Origin of the sequence: Citrobacter sp. BDA59-3 (assembly GCF_015167655.1) — a bacterium.
Taxonomy (GTDB): Bacteria; Pseudomonadota; Gammaproteobacteria; order Enterobacterales; family Enterobacteriaceae; genus Phytobacter; species Phytobacter diazotrophicus.
In genome coordinates, this window is record NZ_CP063427.1 from 3055299 (window position 1) to 3071826 (window position 16528).

The following is a 16528-nucleotide window of genomic DNA, read 5'->3' on the forward strand; positions in this document are numbered from 1 at the left end:
GGCGATGGATGTGCACACCCTAATATGACAACAATAAAGTTACAACAATTAAACAATTGCTTTTCCGTGAGCAGGAAGGATGACCATGAATACAGCACTCCCCACCCCACCCGTCCGTTGCACCTTCGAACCGGAGGACTGGTTACGTCTGGCAAAATGCTGGCATCCGGTCGCCCGCGCCTGTGATATTGGCGCCGCGCCGGTCAAAGCAACGCTGCTGGATGAACAACTGGTGATTTACCGCGTGAAAGGTCAGGTGGTGGTCGCCCGCGATGTCTGCCCGCATCGTGGCGTGCCATTAACGCTCGGTTTTCACGACGACGAAGGGATTGTCTGCCCCTACCACGGGCTGCGTTTCGGCGAAGATGGCCGCTGCAATCGCATCCCCTCCAGCCCCGGCCAGGCAGTCCCGGCGAAACTCAACCTGTTAACCTATGCGGTTGAAGAGCGCTACGGTCTCATCTGGACGTGCCTGGCGTTTGACGCGGAAAACCCCCAGCCGCTGCCAACAATGCCGCACTGGGATGACGCTGGTTTTCAGCAGATCAACTGCCCCGCTTTTGAAGTGAACGGTTTCGCCGGACGGCAGGTGGAAGGATTTCTCGATGTGGCCCACTTCGCCTGGATCCACACGGCAACCTTTGCCGATGCCAGCAATCAGGTCGTCCCCGATTATAACCCGCAGGAAACCGAGTTCGGTTTTGTCGCCGATTACTGGAGTTCGGTAGGTAATTATCCGGCAAGCTCCCAACATCAGGCGCCGGATGGCTTTCAGTGGCTGCGTCATTTCGAAATGCATCTGCCGTTTACCGCCACGCTGACGATCCATTTTCCCGGCGAGGCGCGGCTGGTGATCATGAACGCCGCATCACCTGTCTCTTCACGTGTGACCCGCATGTTCGCGCCTATCGCACGTAATTTCGATCTGCATGTTCCCGTTGAGGATGTCCATGCCTTTAACCTGCGCGTATTTGAAGAAGACCGCCTGATGGTCGAAACCCAACGTCCGGAAAGGCTGCCGCTGGATCTGACGCTGGAAGCCCATATTTCGGCAGACCGAAGTTCGATTGCCTATCGCCGTGGCCTGAAAAAAATGGGCTTTGGCGAGTTTTTCCTGGTTTGAGGTGCGCCATGAACGAGATGCTGAACGTGGTGGTTGACGGATTATGGTGTCAGGGCGACAGAAGTCTGGCCGTGCGGCTGGTTAGCGCCAGTGGCGAGCCCCTGCCCGGCTGGGAGCCCGGCGCCCATATTGATGTGCATCTGCCCTGCGGCCTGATCCGCCAATATTCCCTGACAGGTGACAACAGAGCGGGGAGTTACCTTATCTGCGTGGCGCAGGAGCGCGCATCGCGTGGCGGTTCACGCTATATCCACCAGACGCTACGCCCCGGCCAGAGGCTGCTGATTTCCGCACCGCGCAACCTGTTTGCCCTGCGCGATGATGGCCCGGTTCTGCTGCTGGCGGCGGGGATTGGCATCACTCCCCTGTATGCAATGCTGCTGCAACGGGAGGCCACAGGCAGGCCATTTATACTGCACTATTTTGTTAAACGCCGTGAAGAGGCCGCATTTTTGCGCGAACTCTCCCGACCACTCAAACACGGTATTTGTGTGGTGCACTGTTCCGCTGAGGGGGAGAGCCCACGTCAGTGGCTGGCGACCATGCTTCCCGTCCCCGGCGACGAACAGCGTATTTACACCTGTGGACCCGAGGGGTTTATGGCGGCGGTCAGGGACGCTGCCCTGAAAAAAGGCTGGCCGGAGACGCATATCCACAGCGAGGCCTTTGCGCCTGTTGCCCCGGCGGCGATCGCGCAAGATGCAGCGACCTTTACGATTACCCTGGCGTCAAGCGGGGAGAAATGGCCGGTACCGGCGAATAAGAGTATCGCGCAAGTGCTACAGGATAATGGCGTGGCGGTACCGCTTTCCTGCGAGATGGGGATCTGTGGGGCCTGCCTGACGCCGGTTGTCGACGGCGTTGTCGATCACCGGGATACCGTGCAATCGGCCGCAGAGAAATCCGCCGCCGCGCAACATATCGCGCTGTGCTGCTCCCGTAGCCACTCCGGGGAACTGGTGATTGACTTATAGTCACCACGAGTCGCAGCCTGATCTCCGGTAAACAGGCCTGCCCCATATTTTATTGATGTCTGAAACGAAACAGGGGCAGGTCTGTTGTGGCGATAAGGTGTACTTTACAGGTGGAACGCTTCAACTTCTTTCAACAGCGTACTGGCCTGCTGACTTAACGAGTTTGCCGCAGTGGCCATCTGCTCTACCATCGCCGCGTTCTGTTGCAGGTTACCTTCCATTTGGCTTACTGCAATATTGACCTGTTCGATGCCATAACTCTGCTCGCCGGAAGAGTGGTTTACCTGATTAATAAGCTGTGTCGTTTCATCCACCATTCCCAGCGCATTATTCATCTTCGTTGTCACACTTGCCGCATACACGACCCCTTTGTTGATATTTTTCAGCGCCTCTTCAATTAAGTCGCGAATATCGCGGGCAGCAACGGAGGAGCGCTGGGATAAAGAGCGCACTTCCCCTGCCACTACGGCGAACCCTTTACCCTGCTCACCGGCACGCGCGGCTTCCACCGCAGCGTTAAGCGCAAGAATATTGGTTTGAAAAGCGATACCATCAATGATGGATGTAATTTCTGCAATCTTGCTTGAGGATAACGAAATATCGTCAATAGACCCTTTCAGCGCACCGAGTTCCTGGTGGCTTTCATTGACTATCGACTGGACCTGCCCAATATACGCATTCGCTTGTTTAGCGTTATCCATGTTGTGACTGACGGTAACTGACAACTCATTCATGCTTGCCGCCGTCTCCTCCAGAGAAGAGGCCTGAGATTCAGTCCGTGAAGAGAGGTCGTCGTTACTGACCGCAATTTCATTCGCAGCGGTATCGACTTCTTTACTTGCATCTTTTACGCTTGATAATACCCCTCTGATTTTTTCAACCAGCCCGTTAAAACTCTTTGCCGTAATACCCAGCTCATCGTTTTTATCAATATTTAATCGTAGGGTGAGATTCAGCGTATCGCTGATAGTTGCCATGCTTTCCTGAAGAGTACGTAACCCTTTTTTCAGATAGGTCAGGATTTGCCATGAGAAAAGGGCAATAAGTGCCACTGCAACAATAATGATGATGCTCAAAAACCACACTGTTTCGTGATATTGATTGTGGTTCTCTTCGGCATAATTAACAGCGATTTTATAGTTATATTCCAGCATTTCTTGTATCGCCGCGCTAAGCGCCACAGAAGCAGTGGCCGTAGTTCCTCCATCGGATACCATTAATCTCGCCGCATCAATACCGTCTTTCTCATAGACACTTTTCATGTCCATCACTTTTACTTTATAGTCTTCAAACGCGCGGATGGTTTTTTTAATTAATTCACCATCATGTTGGTCTGAAATCAGATTTGACTGGTATTCATTTAATATGCTTTGAACTTTATTTAACTCACTGGTTGCTGTACCTATGTGTTTTTCAAATACATCTATCTGGTTTACCAGCAACGACATGAGAATCTGACGCCTCGCCTCTTCCCTGTGTAGCAACCCCTCACTGAGTTTACTGATACTCGGCATACTATTTGTTGTCACATATTCGAATCTGTTTTGTGCGTTGTTGAGCGCTTTCAGACTAAGTCCACCCAGGGTGATCATTATCACAATTGAAAAAATAAATATTAAGGTCAGTTTTTTAAGAATGGTCATGTTCAGCCTCATCAGCGCATATACAGTTTTATTTTTATCGGCGCCGATGGGCTTATCTTTATATCTGCAATAGATAAAATTTTAGTTAAGGAACCCTTACTTGGCATTAAGCAAGGTTAAATAGTTTTGAATGTTATTTATTTTATAAAGAACAAATCATATATAAAACAGGTGACTATCGCAAAGAGAGGCATTAAATAAATTATCGCCCGGTGAGCGAGTACAACAATCACAACGGGATAACAAAAATATATTATATAAATACTGCTTGCAGATTTAAGCAATCAAAAAGTGATATAGTAGCCGTGCTACATCTTTTAGCGCGGCCACCACAGATATTCCATAATTCGGTTATTCAGTCAAGGACGATATTTATCCCTCACCTGACCCGGACTGCATTCTTTAAATTTACCAATCGAGTGACGTTATTTTCCCGTAAGTTCCCGGCGGATAATTTCCGCACCCGCACTTAATGCATTGAGCTTACCATTGGCGACCCGACGCGATAACGGCGTCATGCCACAGTTAGTAGAAGGGTAAAGCTTATCGGCATCAACAAACTGGAGAGCTTTACGCAGCGTACTGGCGACCTCTTCAGGCGTTTCGATGGTCGAGGTCGCCACGTCAATCGCCCCTACCATCACTTTCTTACCGCGAATCAGTTCCAGCAGATCCATGGGAACACGCGAGTTATGGCATTCCAGTGAAATGATATCGATATTCGATGTTTGCAGTTTGGGAAACGCCTCTTCGTATTGCCGCCACTCAGAGCCCAGTGTCTTTTTCCAGTCGGTATTGGCCTTAATGCCATAGCCGTAACAGATGTGTACCGCCGTTTCGCATTTCAGCCCTTCAATGGCTCTTTCTAATGCGGCAACACCCCAGTCGTTCACCTCGTCGAAGAAGACATTAAAAGCCGGTTCATCAAACTGGATAATATCAACCCCCGCAGCCTCCAGTTCTTTGGCTTCCTGATTGAGAATTTTCGCAAATTCCCAGGCGAGTTTTTCACGGCTTTTGTAATGGGCATCATAGAGCGTATCGATCATCGTCATCGGTCCGGGCAACGCCCATTTAATGGGCTGTTTAGTCAGTTGCCGCAAAAATTTGGCATCGTCAACAAAAACCGGTTTTTGACGCGCCACCGCACCTACCACGGTCGGAACACTCGCATCGTAGCGATTGCGAATTCTGACGGTCTCGCGTTTTTCAAAATCAACGCCGCTGAGGTGTTCAATAAAGGTCGTGACAAAATGTTGGCGCGTTTGTTCGCCATCGCTGACAATATCAATCCCTGCCCGCAATTGATCGTAGAGAGATAAACTCAGGGCATCTTTTTTCCCCTCAATTAACTCTTCATTTTGTAATTTCCAGGGCGACCACAGTTTTTCCGGCTCGGCAAGCCAGGACGGTTTGGGTAAACTGCCAGCCGTTGAGGTGGGAAGCAATGTTTTCATAATAAATGACCTTTTAATCCTGGTTAATTAAAGAGCGAAGTTAGCGGACCATTGTTCAAGAATATTTTTGTAGGGTTTAATAAAGTGTTCTTCAGTAAATTTGCCCTGCTCAATAGCCAACTGACTGCGCTCTTCACGGTCATACACAATTTTGGTTAATGAATGATCCTGGTGGTTCAGGTCTGGCTGATAATAGTGACCGGCGACAGCGTTAGCATTATAGATTTCAGGTCGATAAATCTTCTGGAACGTCTCCATCGTACTGATGGTACTGATAAGCTCAAGACTGGTGTAATCGCGCAGCAAATCACCCGAGAAATAAAAAGCCAGCGGCGCAACGCTATTTTGCGGCATAAAATAGCGAACCCGCAGGCCCATTTTGTTGAAATACTGCTCCGTCAGCGACGTGCCGTTGGGCTGGTATTCAATGCCTAATACAGGGTGCTGATTGCCCGTGCGATGATAGATATCTTTACTGGACACGCTCAGGCAGATCACCGGTGACTTTTTGAAGTTCTCTTTGTAGGCACGGGAATTGACGAAATGCTTAAATAACTTGCCATGCAAGTCGCCAAAGTCATCCGGAATACTGAACTTCTCCTGGCCTTTGTTGTGCTCTAAGAGCAATACGCTAAAGTCATAATCCCGCACATAAGACGAGAAATTATTTCCGACAATGCCCTCTATGCGTTCGTTTGTTTCTTTATCAACAATATTCGTTTTCAATATCTCAATTGCCGGAAACGCAATATCATTGCCTTCATCGCCAATATTCAGTTCAGCGGAGATAATGTCAAGTTCAACAGAATAACGGTCGGCGCGCGGGTTATCCCAATAGGCCAGAGCATTGAAACGGTTATTAATCATCACTAGCGTATTACGCAGATTCTCCTGACGATTGTCGCCTCTGGCCAAATTAGCGAAGTTAGTGGTGATACGGGTATTTTCTGAGGGGTTATAATTTTCGTCGAAGCGACTGCTTTTAATGGTAAATGTGAAATCTTTATTCATTGTAATTTTGCACCCTGTGTTCTGACATAAAAACTGGCTTATTTTATTAAGCGGCCGGGTGTCTCATTCCGCAGTTTTCATGTTATCAATAAGTTAATAATACATATTTATGCCAGAGCCTCTGGATGAGAGAAAGCGAGTTAATTTCATTGCAACATGAGACATTGTCATGTTCGGCTTAGCGTCCGCTCGGGGGGGCTGGCGCCGGGCGTAAAAGCCCGACACCCTGGCCGCGTGTTAATGGTTATCGAGGAGCAAATTGAGGTTTTGCACGGCAGCGCCCGATGCCCCTTTGCCCAGGTTATCGAAGACGGCGGTCAGCAGTATTTGTCCATTTTCGGGGTTTGAGAAAACGCCAAGCTCCATGTCATTAGTACCGTTCAGGCGCTCCGGGTTGATGCGCTCTGTATCACCCGCTGTTATGTGGGGCAGTACCTTTACATGCCGGCTATGGCTGTAATGCTCTGTAAGGCAGGCATGGATTGCCACGGCACTGGCATTTTTGGGCAGCAGGCGTTGCTGCAACGGCACACTCAGCACGATCCCCTGACGGTACGCGCCGTAAGCAGGCATAAAGACGGGCGGCACAGAGAGCCCTGCGTAGCGCGCAATTTCCGGAACATGTTTGTGCCTGAGACCCAAACCATAGACCTGAAACGCGGGCGCCAAATCGGTCTGCTTGCCTTCGAACTGTTCTATCGCCGCCCTTCCCCCGCCCGAATAGCCGGAAACAGCATGGATAGAAAGGGGGTAATTGGCAGGCAACAGTCCGGCATTGACCAGCGGGAGCAGAAGACCAATCGCGCCCGTTGGGTAACAGCCTGGGTTCGTAATGCGCGTTGACGCCCGGATGCGTTCGGGCTGGTCGGCACTCATTTCAGGAAAACCATATGTCCAGCCGGGCGTAACCCTGTGAGCTGAACTGGCATCGATAATCCGCACGTGCGGGTTTTCCACCAAGGCCACCGCTTCGCGAGCGGCCTCATCGGGCAAACACAGAATTGCGATATCGCAGTTGTTGAGCATCCCGGCCCGCAGGCGTGTGTCTTTGCGATGCGAAACAGGCAGCGTCATCAGGGTAATGTCTGAGCGACCGCGCAGTCGGTCATGGATCTGTAAGCCTGTGGTGCCCTGCTCGCCATCGATAAATACGTTAGTCATTGTGTTTTCCCGGTCACGAATAAAATTTTATGACATTGATGTTGTGCCAGGTTTTAGTGTGGGTAAAGTTGAATTATCTTTACGTCAAATTCAGTTTTTCTGAGGTATGTTGATGCGTGAGATTAACCTTGATCAGTTACGCACACTGATAACGATTGCCGATACCAGCTCGTTCAATGAGGCTGCCGGACGACTGCACTTGTCGCCTCCAACGGTCAGCCTGCATATTTCCGAACTTGAAAACCGTGTGGGGGCGACATTGCTTTCCCGTACACGAGGCAACGTCAGGCCGACGGCGATTGGCGAAAAGCTGGTTACCCATGCGCGCCGCTTACTCGCTGATGCCGCATATGTCCTTGACGATATCTCACGCCAGGCGCAGGGCCTGACCGGACAGGTCAGACTGGGTGCATCTACAGGGGCTATCGCCAATCTCTTGCCACAGGCTATTGAAAAAATGGCGCGGCTTCATCCGAATATCGATGTACAGATTACCGTACTCACATCTCAACAAACGCTTGAGCAACTGAAATCCGGTTCACTCGATATCGGTATTGTTGCGCTCCCACAACTGCGGGGTAATGGCCTGGAAATTGATGCCTGGCGGCGGGATCCTGTTGTCGCGTTTCTGCCTGCAAACTGGGATCTGCCGGATGTGGTGTCGCCTCAATGGTTGATTGAAAAACCGCTGATTCTGAATGGTTCCGGTACCCACTTATCACAACTGACAAATCAGTGGCTTGCAAAAACGGGACACCGGGCTGTACCGCGAATCAAACTTGATTACAACGATGCGATAAAAAGTCTGGTGGGCGCAGGTTATGGCGCCACGCTGTTGCCGCTTGAATCGGGCACGCCCGTCTCCGCTGATAAGCGCGTCGCGGTTCGTCCTTTAAAGCCCGCATTGTGGCGGGAGTTAGGATTAGCCTGGCGAGAGGGGGAAAATGAGATGTCGACCGCGCACCTGTTGTCGGTTTTGCGGGAATTAAAACAGGAGTGAGTATGGGGATGGCGCGGGTTGTTCCCTCTCTCCTTTGGAGAGAGGGGGCCAGAACGGTGCGGTTTGCTGCCATGCGTCTCCTTTAAGGGATAGAGCATAACGGCAGGTTACCCGCCGGGATAAATTTAGAACGTTTCCCAGTTACCGTCGCCAACAGCAGGTGCGGTGGAAGCAACGGCCGTGCGCGGGGCAATGGTCGGTTTCCCGGGTTTGCTTTGCAACAGCGCGCTGTGACCATTGACGCGGAAGACCGCGACGGCCTGACGCAGTTGTTCAGCCTGCTCTTCCAGTGCGGCTGAGGCCGCAGCGGACTCCTGCACCAGCGAGGCGTTCTGCTGGGTAACGCTGTCCATTTGCGATACCGCGAGGCTCACCTGCTCAATACCTTTACTCTGCTCGTCCGAGGCCGATGCGATTTCGCCCATAATATCGGTTACGCGCGTTACGGCATTAACGATCTCTTGCATGGTATTACCCGCTTCGGCCACCAGCGAGGTGCCGGAATTGACGCGGTTAACGGAGTTTTCAATCAGCGTTTTGATCTCTTTTGCCGCCTGTGCACTGCGGCTGGCCAGTGTGCGAACTTCCCCGGCAACCACGGCAAACCCACGCCCCTGCTCACCCGCACGCGCGGCTTCAACGGCGGCGTTCAGGGCGAGGATATTGGTCTGGAAGGCAATGGCGTCGATCACGCTGGTTATCTGGGCTATCTGCTGCGAACTGCTGGAGATCTCGCTCATGGTGCGTACCACATCGCTTACCACGCGGCCACCGCGTGCTGCGGTGTCGGAGGCATTTTTCGCCAGGTTAGAAGCCTGACGGGCGTTATCGGTGTTCTGTTTCACCGTCGCGGTCAACTGCTCCATACTGGCGGCGGTCTCTTCGAGTGACGAGGCCTGCTGTTCAGTGCGGGAAGAGAGATCGTTGTTGCCGGTAGAGATTTCACTCGCACCGGTATAAATCGAATCGGAGCTGTTACGCACCGCGCTCACGGTTTTGACCAGCGAGGATTGCATCTCGTGCAGGCCACCTGCCAGTTGGCTCATCTCATTGCGGCCTTCGGCGGAGATCGGCTGTGTCAGGTCGCCGTCGGCAATAGCGCGAATATGTCCCATCACGCTGTGCAGTGGTTTAAGCAGCAGATGTTGCAGCCCCAGCCAGATCACCGTCATGACCGCGATCACCACCAGCAGAATTACGCCCAGGGTCCATTGCATGCTGGTGAAGCTGCTCTGGTTTTCCTGTGCGGCGGCCTGCAGGAAGGTGTTGTTTTCTGTGCGCCATTTCGCATAGCTGGCGTCCATATCATCCTGCGCCTGTTGGGCATCCAGGTTGCCATAAGCTTCGTAGTTGTTTGCCTTCAGGAAGGTGATGGACTGTTGCAGCACGTCATGCATTTTGGTGATGTTTTGCGAAACTTCATTGGCTAACCCGGCATCCTGCCCTGCGACACGCGGTGTATTTTTATAGTTGTTAAAGTACCCCTCGGCTTTATTGAGGGATTCAGTGGCGGTAGTGAGTAGCTTATCGATGCTGGCAAGCGACGCCGGATCGCGTTGATTTTTCAGAAAGCGGATCGCCACACGGGTAACGGTGACGCGTGTTTTAATGAGCGTATTGACGCTATCGCCAAGATTTTCCTGCTGTGCGCTAAGGATGCCCGTGTTCTGAAAGTTCACTCTGTCATTATTGACAGCAGAGTAGAAAAGCCCGCCGGTAACTAGCTGAAGCAGACAAAATACCGACAAGGCAATGATGATGCCGGTGATGACGCGTATATTTTTGAGCATATTATGGTCCAGGGAAGAGGCAAAGTTGCTCAATATATATCGACACGACAGGCATTAACTTTATGGTGGCACACGCCAGACCAGTCAATTTTCGGGGTTGACAAGAGGGCTCATGTGTCAGCTTCCCCCTGCCCTCAATCACAATTTCACACTGACAGCATCGTCTCTTGTCATGCTCCCTCAAGAGAGGCGATCTGCTGTAACGCATCGTCATGAAGATCTTGTAACTGCCCGTTGAGCGCGGGCGCATGGTCTTCGTATACCGTACCCGCCCCGTTACGCCGGTAAGCGGATCACATAGCGCATGGGGCTGATAGACCCAGTGCCGATGATCGTTTTATTTTCTGCTCCTCCTACCCAGGCGAATAAGCCACTTGATCATTTCAAATGCCAGAAGTACTGTATATAAAAACAGTATTTATAAAAGAGGCCAGATCATCATGTTCGCCCTTGTTGACGTGAACTCGTTCTACACCAGTTGTGAAACCGTCTGGCGGCCCGACCTGAGCGGTAAACCGGTGGTGGTGCTCTCAAATAACGATGGCTGTATTGTGTCCCGCTCAGCCGAAGCCAAAGCTCTGGGCATTGGTATGGCGGAGCCTTATTTCAAACAAAAAGATCTGTTGCAGCGGCATGGCGTGGCGGTCTTCAGCAGCAATTACGCCTTATATGGCGATATGAGCCAGCGGGTAATGACGACGCTGGAGGAAATTTGCCCGCGGGTAGATCAGTACAGTATTGATGAAGCGTTTGTGGATCTTTCCGGTATTCCCAACCTCAAACGCTTCGGTAAATATATTCGCGATACCGTTTATCAACGCACCATGCTGACCGTCGGGGTGGGCATCGCACCGACAAAAACGCTGGCTAAACTGGCAAATTACGCAGCCAAAAGGTGGCCAGCGCAGAGCAAAGGCGTGGTGGATATCTCAACCCCCGCCAGGCAACACCGGTTGATGGCAGCCATCCCCGTAGAAGAGGTCTGGGGCATTGGTCGACGACTGACGAAAAAGCTGAACACCATGAATATCACCACCGTGCTGGATCTGGCGAAATGCGATTTATGGTTTATCCGCAAAAACTTCAGCGTGGTACTCGAAAGAACCGTTCGCGAACTGCGTGGCGAACCCTGTCTCGGTTTTCAGGAATTCTCTCCGGCAAAGCATGAAATTATTAGTTCGCGATCTTTTGGTCAGCGAATTAGCGATTATTCCTCAGTCCGTGAAGGTATCAGTACCTGGGCGGCCAGAGCAGCAGAAAAATTACGTGCCCAGCATCAATATTGCCGATATATCGGCGCGTTTATAAAAAGTAGTCCACACGATCCTGATGAACCTTATTACAGCAACAGCGCAGGAATTACGCTACTCACCCCCACCCAGGACACCAGAGATATTATTGCCGCAGCAACGCGTAGCCTGGATATTATCTGGAAGCAAGGTCCGCGATATCAAAAAGCGGGTGTTATATTAGGAGACTTCTTTAGTCAAGGCGTTGCACAACTTAATTTATTCGATGAGTACGCCCCCCGGCCAAATAGCCAGACACTGATGTGCGTAATGGATCTCATGAACAAGAAAGGTAATAAAATGTGGTTTGCCGGCCAGGGCGTGACCCCGGCCTGGTCAATGAAACGACACCTGCTCTCGCCAGCCTGGACCACCCGAATTGAGGATATCCCGCTGGCACAGTAGCCGCCAGTTAGCGGCTACGCTTGGCGTGGCGCTCCCAGTTTTCCAGCTTCGCCTCTGCCGATTTGCGTAATGACACATAGCATGCGCCGTTGCCGCCATGACGCGGTTGTGCGACGCAAAATGCCTGAACATCGTCAAATTCGGTTAACCAGCGGGCAAGATAGCTGCGAATAATATTGGCATGGGCGCTATCGTCGCGCCCTTTCCCATGAATTATCAGGAGATTACGCAATCCATCTTGCCGCGCCTGATGCACAAAGCGAAACAGCAGTTGTCGACACTGCTCCACGGGCTGGCGTAACAGGCTGAGGCTGGCCTGCTGGGAGTACTTGCCGGTGCGAAGCTTATCAATCACCCCGGTTTGCAAACCTTCGCGGCGGAATTCCAGCGGTGTATCAAGGGGTAAGACATCAAGGAACCCGGTGGTCAGGAAGTTATCAAGTTGCAATGTATCGATATGCTGTGGTGCACGCGTGTTTCGGGCCGGATGCCAGTGAACATCGGCACAGCGCTTAAGTGGCTGGACATCCTCCATGGCGTCAAGAAACAGTGATTTGTCATCAGGGTTCATGGTTTTGTCCTCCCGCTACATCTGAGGGACTTACTATAGCGGGCGCGGCAGCCCGCCACAATGCCTGATATTCAATTAATGGCTGACAATTAGTGAGGTATTTGAAGCAATTATCGAAAATTAATTTCGCGTGCTATTTAACCCCACTTAACTACAAGTTTACTGTCATTAACCTCCAACATTTAAGTTAAATTATCGTGAAACTAATCACCATTTCATACTGGAATTCTCTGACACGGGAACTATAACTATATTTACCGCGCAAGGATGAAGTTTAAAATAATTATCGAACGGACGCGTTGCTGTGTGTACTGTAGAGCCTGACGGATGTCGGCAGGCTCTATTTTTTTATTTCCACAACAATAAAGAATATATCATCTATTCACTAATTCCACACTTTCTATTGCAGAAAATATTCACCCCATGAATAATTAATAATCTTTCTCGATTCTCTTTGATTTATTGCGCCTCTAATGGGGTATAGAGTCACTTTCTTGATCGTGCTAGATTGCGCCACTCCCCCTGTGCTATTGCGATATTAGAGAAAGGATTGCCGATGCTTACGCTACTTGAGGATAAAATTGCCACTCCGCTGGGTCCACTGTGGGTACTGTGCGACGAAACATTTCATTTGCGCGCGGTTGAGTGGGAAGAACATAGTGAACGCATGAATGAACTGCTGGATATTCATTATCGCAAGGAAGGTTATACGCGCATTCCTGCCACGAATCCCGGTGGATTAAGCCGCAAGCTTCTGGACTATTTCGAGGGCGATCTGGCGGTGATAGATACTCTGCCAACCGCCACGGCGGGTACCCCCTTTCAACGTGAAGTCTGGAAAGCGTTACGTGAGATCCCGTGTGGCCATGTGATGCATTATGGTCAGTTAGCGGAGAGGCTCGGACGAATCGGTGCCGCGCGGGCGGTTGGTGCCGCGAACGGTTCAAATCCGGTCAGTATTGTGGTTCCCTGCCATCGGGTGATTGGCCGCAACGGCACCATGACCGGCTATGCAGGTGGCGTGCAACGTAAAGAGTGGTTGTTGCGGCACGAAGGCTACTTGCTATTGTGAAAAAAAGAGGCTCTTTGTGCTCTTTTTCGCGGCATTCTGTGGTAAAAGCCTTACTGAAACGATGGAATATCAATGAGATGGTCTTCTCCCCTGTTTCATCGTTTTTCACACCTGTTTTAATTCTACTGAATTGACGTTTCGCCAGGCTTACGTGTTCAAGAAAAAGATGATAAAATTGACTAAAATCAATTACGGCTTGAGCAGACCTATGATCCCGGAAAAGCGAATTATACGACGCATTCAGTCTGGCGGTTGTGCAATCCATTGCCAGGATTGCAGTATTAGCCAGCTCTGCATCCCCTTCACACTCAATGAACACGAGCTCGATCAGCTCGACAACATCATTGAGCGCAAAAAGCCCATCCAGAAAGGTCAAACTCTGTTCAAAGCTGGGGATGAACTTAAATCGCTTTACGCTATTCGTTCCGGCACGATCAAGAGCTACACCATTACTGAACAGGGTGACGAGCAAATCACCGGTTTCCATCTGGCGGGCGATCTGGTCGGCTTTGACGCCATTGGCACAGGCCATCACCCGAGCTTTGCTCAGGCGCTGGAAACGTCAATGGTTTGTGAAATCCCGTTCGAAACGCTGGATGACCTGTCAGGCAAAATGCCGAACCTGCGTCAGCAGATGATGCGCCTGATGAGTGGTGAAATCAAAGGCGATCAGGACATGATCCTGTTGCTGTCGAAAAAGAACGCCGAGGAGCGCCTGGCCGCGTTTATCTATAATCTGTCCCGTCGTTTCGCTCAGCGTGGTTTCTCTCCGCGTGAGTTCCGTCTGACCATGACACGTGGCGATATCGGTAACTATTTAGGCCTCACCGTAGAAACCATCAGCCGTCTGCTGGGTCGTTTCCAGAAGAGCGGTATGCTGGCGGTGAAAGGCAAATATATCACCATCGAGAACAGCGATATCCTGGCTCAGCTTGCCGGACATTCGCGTAACGTCGCCTGATTTTATCCCCCTCCTTTTGACCTTTTGCCGGACGCTTAAATTTTTCTGATTTATTGATCTGGCAAAAGGTTTTCCCTGTTTCATTCAGTACTTATAGGTTATCTTGTATTTACAGACTGTGGTGACAGATGTAAGGAGACCCTGTATGGCTAAGTATCAAAATATGCTGGTCGCCATCGATCCTAACCAGGACGATCAGCCCGCATTACGACGTGCCGTGTATTTACATCAACGGATTGGCGGCCGGATTAAAGCTTTCCTGCCGATCTATGATTTCTCTTACGAGATGACCACCCTTCTGTCCCCTGACGAACGCACAGCCATGAGACAAGGCGTGATCAGCCAGCGTACGGCCTGGATTCGTGAACAGGCAAAGTACTATATAGACGCTGGCGTCCCTATTGATATTAAAGTGGTGTGGCATAACCGTCCCTTCGAAGCCATTATTCAGGAAGTGATGTCCGGCGGTCATGATTTGCTGCTGAAAATGGCCCACCAGCATGACAAACTGGAATCAGTTATCTTCACCCCCACCGACTGGCATCTGCTACGTAAATGCCCTTGCCCGGTCTGGATGGTCAAAGATCAGCCCTGGCCGGAAGGCGGGAAAGCGCTGGTGGCGGTCAATCTTGCCAGCGAAGAGCTCTATCACAATGCGTTGAACGAAAAGCTGGTGAAAGAGACGCTGCAACTGGCAGAACAGGTCAACCACACCGAAGTTCATCTGGTTGGCGCCTATCCGGTAACCCCGATTAACATTGCCATTGAACTGCCGGAATTTGACCCGAGCGTCTATAACGACGCGATTCGCGGCCAACATCTCATTGCCATGAAAGCCCTGCGGCAGAAATTCGGTATTGATGAAAAAGTGACCCATGTGAATAAAGGCCTGCCGGAAGAGGTCATTCCGGATCTGGCGGAACATTTACAGGCGGGGATCGTCGTACTGGGCACCGTCGGGCGCACCGGGATATCCGCCGCGTTCCTCGGAAATACCGCTGAACAGGTGATCGACCACCTGCGCTGCGATCTGCTGGTCATCAAACCGGACGACTACCAGAGCCCGATTGAACTGGATGACGAAGAAGACGATTAACCCTAACACGCAGCAAAACGCCCGCCACTCGCGGGCGTTTTCTTTTTTATTGCTGACCTCGCCAGTGTTGCAAATAGTGCCGCAGCCAGCTTCCGGCAACACCGGGCGGCTGTTTTTTATTCCACAACATGTCGACAGGGATGCTTTGCGGCCAGCCAGGCACATCGACCCGCGTCAATTTTTTTGCCCCGGAAAACTCATCCACCAGCGCACAGGGTAATGCGCACCAGCCAAACCCCTGTTCCGCCATACTAAGCAACAGCAGATAGCTCGGCGCAGACCATACCGGGCCGCGCGCGGGCGTATTACGGTTTTCCAGATAGGTATTAAGCCGCAGTTCACGCCAGGTGCGTAATTGCTCCTCAGAGACACTCCCCTGCTGCGCCAGCGGATGCCCGTGCGCCACGTAGATATCCATCTGACTCTGCATTGGCAGGCGCATCGCGCCGATGTCCGTCGGATAGGCATTGCGGGCTTCCGTTAAGCCTAACTGTGCCCGCCCTTTTTGCAGGAGATCGATGACATCCTCGTTTTCGCCAATCAGACACTCAAATTCGGTATGGGGGTAGCGCTTGTCGAACTCTCCCAACAGATCCGCCAGCGTATCCGGGTTCAACGTATCGGAAAGGATGAACGTCAGCCGCGTTTCCGTTTCCCCCGCCAGCCAGACCGCCAGCTCATCCAGTTTATCGCTGGCGGCGAGAATGGCCTGCACGTAGCTGAGCGCCCTCACACCTTCCGGCGTCAGCACCGGATATGACGCGCTGAGCGATCAAAGAGCGCCACGCCTAAGTCTGCTTCCAGATTAGCGATGGCAGTACTGATGGTGGACTGGCTTTTGCGCAATTTCCGCGCGGCAGCAGAGAAGGAGCCAGAGGCAACGGTTTCAACGAAGGCAGTCAGAGCTTCAGGAGAGTAGCGCATAATATATCTATTTTATCGATGGTATCTATCTTTAATTTATCTCATAAAACG

Annotated in this window: 13 protein-coding genes and 1 pseudogene; 7 read left to right on the forward strand and 7 right to left on the reverse strand. The window is 51.3% G+C overall.

Annotation, left to right across the window (positions count from 1 at the left end):
- Window positions 1-85 precede the first annotated feature (85 nt).
- A complete protein-coding gene (gene hpxD, locus IP582_RS14325; protein WP_193793597.1) occupies window positions 86-1123 on the forward strand; it encodes a molybdenum cofactor-independent xanthine hydroxylase subunit HpxD in 1038 nt (345 codons plus the stop codon).
- A gap of 8 nt (window positions 1124-1131) precedes the next feature.
- Window positions 1132-2097, forward strand: coding sequence for a PDR/VanB family oxidoreductase (locus IP582_RS14330; protein ID WP_193793598.1), 966 nt, complete (start codon window positions 1132-1134; stop codon window positions 2095-2097).
- A gap of 104 nt (window positions 2098-2201) precedes the next feature.
- On the opposite strand, the gene IP582_RS14335 is transcribed toward IP582_RS14330, so the two are convergent.
- From IP582_RS14335 to argC, 4 genes are all read right to left on the reverse strand, one after another.
- Window positions 2202-3740: a methyl-accepting chemotaxis protein gene (locus tag IP582_RS14335; RefSeq protein ID WP_193793599.1), complete on the reverse strand. Its 1539-nt coding sequence runs from the start codon at window positions 3738-3740 to the stop codon at window positions 2202-2204.
- Window positions 3741-4165: 425 nt separating this feature from the next.
- The gene (locus IP582_RS14340) at window positions 4166-5197 is read right to left on the reverse strand and encodes a methionine synthase (RefSeq protein WP_193793600.1); all 1032 of its coding nucleotides are present in this window, start codon (window positions 5195-5197) and stop codon (window positions 4166-4168) included.
- A gap of 27 nt (window positions 5198-5224) precedes the next feature.
- Entirely contained in the window at window positions 5225-6208 is a 984-nt protein-coding gene (locus IP582_RS14345) for a DUF1852 domain-containing protein (RefSeq protein WP_193793601.1), read from the reverse strand.
- A 237-nt stretch (window positions 6209-6445) separates the two neighbouring features.
- On the reverse strand, window positions 6446-7369 hold the full coding sequence (gene argC / locus IP582_RS14350; RefSeq protein ID WP_193793602.1) for an N-acetyl-gamma-glutamyl-phosphate reductase: 924 nt from the start codon (window positions 7367-7369) through the stop codon (window positions 6446-6448).
- 112 nt (window positions 7370-7481) lie between these two features.
- Between argC and IP582_RS14355 the strand changes: the two genes are divergently transcribed.
- Window positions 7482-8369: a LysR family transcriptional regulator gene (locus IP582_RS14355; protein WP_193793603.1), complete on the forward strand. Its 888-nt coding sequence runs from the start codon at window positions 7482-7484 to the stop codon at window positions 8367-8369.
- Window positions 8370-8494: 125 nt separating this feature from the next.
- Here IP582_RS14355 and IP582_RS14360 read toward each other — a convergent pair whose 3' ends face one another.
- Window positions 8495-10159 carry a methyl-accepting chemotaxis protein gene (locus IP582_RS14360; protein ID WP_041851508.1) on the reverse strand — a complete coding sequence of 555 codons (1665 nt, stop codon included), beginning with the start codon at window positions 10157-10159 and terminating at the stop codon, window positions 8495-8497.
- 440 nt (window positions 10160-10599) lie between these two features.
- On the opposite strand from IP582_RS14360, the gene umuC reads away from it, so the two are divergent.
- A complete protein-coding gene (umuC, locus tag IP582_RS14365; RefSeq protein WP_193793604.1) occupies window positions 10600-11853 on the forward strand; it encodes a translesion error-prone DNA polymerase V subunit UmuC in 1254 nt (417 codons plus the stop codon).
- Window positions 11854-11860: 7 nt separating this feature from the next.
- Here umuC and smrA read toward each other — a convergent pair whose 3' ends face one another.
- On the reverse strand, window positions 11861-12424 hold the full coding sequence (gene smrA, locus IP582_RS14370) for a DNA endonuclease SmrA (RefSeq protein ID WP_193793605.1): 564 nt from the start codon (window positions 12422-12424) through the stop codon (window positions 11861-11863).
- Between the two features lie 556 nt (window positions 12425-12980).
- Between smrA and ogt the strand changes: the two genes are divergently transcribed.
- From ogt to uspE, 3 genes are all read left to right on the forward strand, one after another.
- The gene (gene ogt / locus IP582_RS14375; protein WP_041851510.1) at window positions 12981-13496 is read left to right on the forward strand and encodes a methylated-DNA--[protein]-cysteine S-methyltransferase; all 516 of its coding nucleotides are present in this window, start codon (window positions 12981-12983) and stop codon (window positions 13494-13496) included.
- 208 nt (window positions 13497-13704) lie between these two features.
- Window positions 13705-14457, forward strand: a complete 753-nt coding sequence (gene fnr / locus IP582_RS14380; protein WP_061495443.1) for a fumarate/nitrate reduction transcriptional regulator Fnr — start codon at window positions 13705-13707, stop codon at window positions 14455-14457.
- Between the two features lie 145 nt (window positions 14458-14602).
- The gene (gene uspE, locus IP582_RS14385; RefSeq protein ID WP_071195317.1) at window positions 14603-15553 is read left to right on the forward strand and encodes a universal stress protein UspE; all 951 of its coding nucleotides are present in this window, start codon (window positions 14603-14605) and stop codon (window positions 15551-15553) included.
- A 46-nt stretch (window positions 15554-15599) separates the two neighbouring features.
- Here uspE and IP582_RS14390 read toward each other — a convergent pair.
- Window positions 15600-16477: pseudogene (locus IP582_RS14390) on the reverse strand (LysR family transcriptional regulator).
- Window positions 16478-16528: the final 51 nt, after the last annotated feature.

Excerpts from the sequence above, each read along its gene's own strand:
- IP582_RS14330 (WP_193793598.1), top strand. The coding sequence starts at position 1,132 with ATGAACGAGATGCTGAACGTGGTGGTTGACGGATTATGGTGTCAGGGC.
- ogt (WP_041851510.1), top strand. The coding sequence starts at position 12,981 with ATGCTTACGCTACTTGAGGATAAAATTGCCACTCCGCTGGGTCCACTG.
- hpxD (WP_193793597.1), top strand. The coding sequence starts at position 86 with ATGAATACAGCACTCCCCACCCCACCCGTCCGTTGCACCTTCGAACCG.
- fnr (WP_061495443.1), top strand. The coding sequence starts at position 13,705 with ATGATCCCGGAAAAGCGAATTATACGACGCATTCAGTCTGGCGGTTGT.
- IP582_RS14345 (WP_193793601.1), bottom strand. The coding sequence starts at position 6,208 with ATGAATAAAGATTTCACATTTACCATTAAAAGCAGTCGCTTCGACGAA.
- IP582_RS14360 (WP_041851508.1), bottom strand. The coding sequence starts at position 10,159 with ATGCTCAAAAATATACGCGTCATCACCGGCATCATCATTGCCTTGTCG.
- IP582_RS14355 (WP_193793603.1), top strand. The coding sequence starts at position 7,482 with ATGCGTGAGATTAACCTTGATCAGTTACGCACACTGATAACGATTGCC.
- IP582_RS14335 (WP_193793599.1), bottom strand. The coding sequence starts at position 3,740 with ATGACCATTCTTAAAAAACTGACCTTAATATTTATTTTTTCAATTGTG.
- argC (WP_193793602.1), bottom strand. The coding sequence starts at position 7,369 with ATGACTAACGTATTTATCGATGGCGAGCAGGGCACCACAGGCTTACAG.
- uspE (WP_071195317.1), top strand. The coding sequence starts at position 14,603 with ATGGCTAAGTATCAAAATATGCTGGTCGCCATCGATCCTAACCAGGAC.
- smrA (WP_193793605.1), bottom strand. The coding sequence starts at position 12,424 with ATGAACCCTGATGACAAATCACTGTTTCTTGACGCCATGGAGGATGTC.
- umuC (WP_193793604.1), top strand. The coding sequence starts at position 10,600 with ATGTTCGCCCTTGTTGACGTGAACTCGTTCTACACCAGTTGTGAAACC.
- IP582_RS14340 (WP_193793600.1), bottom strand. The coding sequence starts at position 5,197 with ATGAAAACATTGCTTCCCACCTCAACGGCTGGCAGTTTACCCAAACCG.